The sequence below is a fragment of the Brevibacillus sp. B_LB10_24 genome (assembly GCF_046036945.1).
Classification (GTDB): domain Bacteria; phylum Bacillota; class Bacilli; order Brevibacillales; family Brevibacillaceae; genus Brevibacillus_C.
The window spans coordinates 1-2784 of record NZ_JBJQOQ010000072.1 but is presented as its reverse complement, the minus strand read 5'-3'; the positions used below and the strand labels follow the sequence as shown (position 1 = coordinate 2784).

General features: G+C 61.3%; 4 protein-coding genes. All 4 read left to right on the top strand.

The window, feature by feature from the left end:
• The first annotated feature begins 2 nt into the window (after positions 1-2).
• A complete protein-coding gene (locus tag ACI7RC_RS27680; protein ID WP_408111354.1) occupies positions 3-962 on the top strand; it encodes a thiamine pyrophosphate-dependent dehydrogenase E1 component subunit alpha in 960 nt (319 codons plus the stop codon).
• A 34-nt stretch (positions 963-996) separates the two neighbouring features.
• Positions 997-1980 (top strand): alpha-ketoacid dehydrogenase subunit beta, encoded by a 984-nt coding sequence (locus tag ACI7RC_RS27675; RefSeq protein WP_408111355.1) that lies wholly within the window; start codon positions 997-999, stop codon positions 1978-1980.
• 11 nt (positions 1981-1991) lie between these two features.
• Entirely contained in the window at positions 1992-2525 is a 534-nt protein-coding gene (locus tag ACI7RC_RS27670) for a biotin/lipoyl-containing protein (protein ID WP_408111373.1), read from the top strand.
• Between the two features lie 16 nt (positions 2526-2541).
• The coding region (locus ACI7RC_RS27660) for an E3 binding domain-containing protein (protein ID WP_486303990.1) at positions 2542-2784 on the top strand (243 nt) is incomplete at its 3' end.

Sequence of the window (2784 nt, the reverse complement as noted above, 5' to 3'; positions counted from 1 at the left end):
CCATGATTACGCGGGAAAGACTACCGGAGCTGCTGCATCAAATGTGGCTGATCCGCTTTTTTGACGAAAAAGTGGACGAATTTTTCGCCAAAGGCTTGATCCACGGGACGACCCACCTGGCCGTCGGACAGGAAGCGTCCGCCGCCGGGGCGATCGCTGTCCTCGAAGACCGGGATAAAATCACCAGCACCCACCGTGGACACGGTCACTGTATCGCCAAAGGAGCGGAAGTGAACCGGATGATGGCCGAGCTGTTCGGCCGGGTCACCGGCTACTGCAAAGGCAAGGGCGGCTCGATGCACATCGCCGATGTGGACAAGGGCAACCTGGGCGCCAACGGCATCGTCGGCGGCGGGATTCCGATCGCGGTCGGGTCCGCTTTGACGTCCCAGATGAAAAAACTCGGCTATGTCACTTTGTCGTTTTTCGGCGACGGGGCGACCAATGAAGGCAGCTTCCACGAGTCGCTCAACATGGCCTCGATCTGGAAGCTTCCTGTCGTGTTCATCTGTGAAAACAACCAGTACGGCATGTCCGGCTCGGTCAAAGAGATGACCAACATCGAAAACATCGCGGAGCGCTCCGCTTCGTACGGCATCCCGGGCGTCGTCGTCGACGGCAACGACATCTTCGCGGTGATGAACGCGGCAGCCGAGGCGGTGGAGCGGGCCAGAAACGGCGAAGGGCCGACCCTGATCGAAGCCAAAACCTACCGCTGGAAAGGCCACTCCAAGAGCGATGCGAAAAAGTACCGCACCCGCGAGGAAGAGATGGACTGGCGCACCAACCGCGATCCGATCGCACGGATGCGGCAGGTCTTGATCGACGAGGCGATCCTGACACAGGAGCAGGCGGACGAGATCGAACAAAAAGCGAAAAAAGAAATCGAAGACGCGGTCGTGTTTGCCGAAAACAGCCCGATGCCTACTCTCGATACGCTGGAAGAAGACGTGTACGCCTAAGGAACGCAAACAATAGAAGGGAGCAGGGACACAGATGAGAGAGATAACCTACTTGGAAGCGGTTCGGGAAGCGATGCAGGAAGAGATGAGAGTCAACCCCGACGTATTCATCATGGGGGAAGATATCGGCGTCTACGGCGGGGCGTTCGGGGTGACGCGTGGCATGATCGAAGAGTTCGGGCCGGAGCGCGTGCGCAACACGCCGATCTCCGAGTCGGCGATCGCCGGTGCCGCCGTCGGGGCGGCGATGACCGGGATGCGCCCGATCATCGAGCTGCAGTTCTCGGACTTTATCACCATCGCCACCGACCAGATCGTCAACCAGGCGGCGAAAAACCGCTACATGTTCGGCGGCAAAGGCAAGGTGCCGATGGTGCTGCGCACCCCGGCCGGATCGGGGACAGGCGCTGCGGCCCAGCACTCGCAAAGCCTGGAAGCCTGGATGGCCCACATCCCCGGCCTGAAGGTGGTGCAGCCGTCCACCGGTTACGATGCCAAAGGACTATTAAAAGCGGCGATGGACGACGACAACCCGGTGATTTTCTACGAACACAAGCTGTGCTACCGCACCAAGGGACACGTGCCGGAAGGGGCCTACTCGATCCCGCTCGGGGTCGCCGACATCAAGCGCGAAGGGACCGATGTCACCATCGTCGCCACCGCGATCATGGTGCACAAGGCGCTGGCCGCTGCGGCTGAACTGGATAAAGAAGGGATCAGCGTCGAGATCGTCGATCCGCGCACCCTGGTCCCGCTCGACGAAGAGACCATCGTCAAGTCGGTCAAGAAAACCGGCCGGCTGGTTGTCGTGCACGAAGCCGTCAAGCGCGGCGGATTCGGCGGCGAGATCGCCAGCATGATCGCCGAGAGCGAAGCGTTTGACTACCTCGACGCGCCGATCAAGCGCCTGGGCGGAAAAGCCGTGCCGATCCCGTACAACCCGATACTGGAGAAGGCCGCCATCCCGCAAGAAGCCGACATCATCCAAGCGGTCAAAGAGACGCTAAACCGCGTATAGGGGGAGAGAGCATGGCAACGGAAGTATTCATGCCCAAGCTGAGCATGACGATGGAGACGGGCACCGTCCTGCAGTGGTTCAAGCAGGAAGGCGACGACGTCCGTGAAGGCGACCTGCTGCTGGAAGTGATGACGGACAAGATCAACATCGAAGTGGAATCATACGCCAGCGGCAAGCTGCTCAAGATCTACTATGGCGCTGATGAAGTGGTCCCGGTCAACCAGGTGATCGGCTACATCGGAGCGGAAGGGGAGCAGGTCCCGGATACGCCGCCGGCTGTCGAGGGTTCCAATGGCGGAGAAGACGGAGCCAATGGAGCCGCCGCTGAAGCCGCTTGTGAGGCGCTAACCTGCGAGACCGAAGAAGATGCCGATGAATCCGCCGGGGAGAAAGTGCGGGCCACGCCGGCCGCGCGCCGCATCGCTCGGGAAAACGGGATTTCCCTGCTCAAAGTGACTGGAACCGGGGAGCGCGGCCGGATCCACCAGGCCGACGTCGAGCGCTATCTGGCNGCTAACCTGCGAGACCGAAGAAGATGCCGATGAATCCGCCGGGGAGAAAGTGCGGGCCACGCCGGCCGCGCGCCGCATCGCTCGGGAAAACGGGATTTCCCTGCTCAAAGTGACTGGAACCGGGGAGCGCGGCCGGATCCACCAGGCCGACGTCGAGCGCTATCTGGCCGGTAACCGACAGGCAGAAGTCAAAGCGACGCCGCTCGCGCAAAAAATCGCCGCTGCCGAAGGCATTGCCTTGGGCGATGTGGAGGGAACAGGCGTGCAGGGCAAAGTGCGCAAAGGCGACGTG